Source organism: Aphanothece microscopica RSMan92 (genome assembly GCF_046613545.2).
GTDB lineage: Bacteria > Cyanobacteriota > Cyanobacteriia > PCC-6307 > Cyanobiaceae > NIES-981.
In genome coordinates this window covers 1-663 of the sequence record NZ_JBKKKY020000311.1, presented here as the reverse complement: position 1 = coordinate 663, position 663 = coordinate 1, and the positions used below count along the sequence as shown (strand labels likewise).

The following is a 663-nucleotide window of genomic DNA, read 5'->3' as shown; positions in this document are numbered from 1 at the left end:
CCATATGTTTTTGTGCATGAGCAGTATACCAACTGGGGATGCCCAATAACAGAATTTTAACTCCTCACTGTATATGCAATTCTTAAAACGGTTGATAGCATAATCTATCTCGGCGAGGCTAGGCCTTTTCTTTACAAAGGAATATGGCAGTTGTTTACGAGCAGCGAACATATAAGAACCACTAAGATCGATTCCAAAATCTTCCTTTTTTTCAAAAGCATCAAAAAATCGACTAATGAAATTTTTTTCTACGAGGGTATCCTGATCTATTCTACCAATAAAAAGGCCTCTGCTCGCTCTAGCAGCTGCATTTAAAGCAAATACCTCAGCAAATGGGCTGTCTTTCTGAAGCACTTTCGCTTTTTCTTCTGGAATACGCAAAAAATGTGTAATTTCAGAGCTTTTCGCACTCAGTTTCAACACTTCGGCAATTGGCACAACACTTCCCCAATCCGACACAATGATTTCTACCTCTTGTTCTCTACCTAAGTAAAAAATATTTTCTGATAAATAGTTTATACTCGTAGCAAGACGCCACATCGGATTTCCCATATAATTATCATTTCTGGAACAAATGATAAGTGATAGCACGATTTCCTTATTCTTACTCAACTTTTAGGTTTTTTGATGCCGTTTTTGGAGTTATCTCCAAAAACTTATTTC

The 663-nt window shown here is 37.0% G+C and carries 1 protein-coding gene; it reads right to left on the bottom strand.

What is annotated here, in order from left to right; all coding sequences use genetic code 11:
* On the bottom strand, positions 1–552 hold a 552-nt coding region (locus ACLD7X_RS17690), incomplete at its 3' end, for a glycosyltransferase family 2 protein (protein WP_411425003.1).
* Positions 553–663 lie beyond the last annotated feature (111 nt).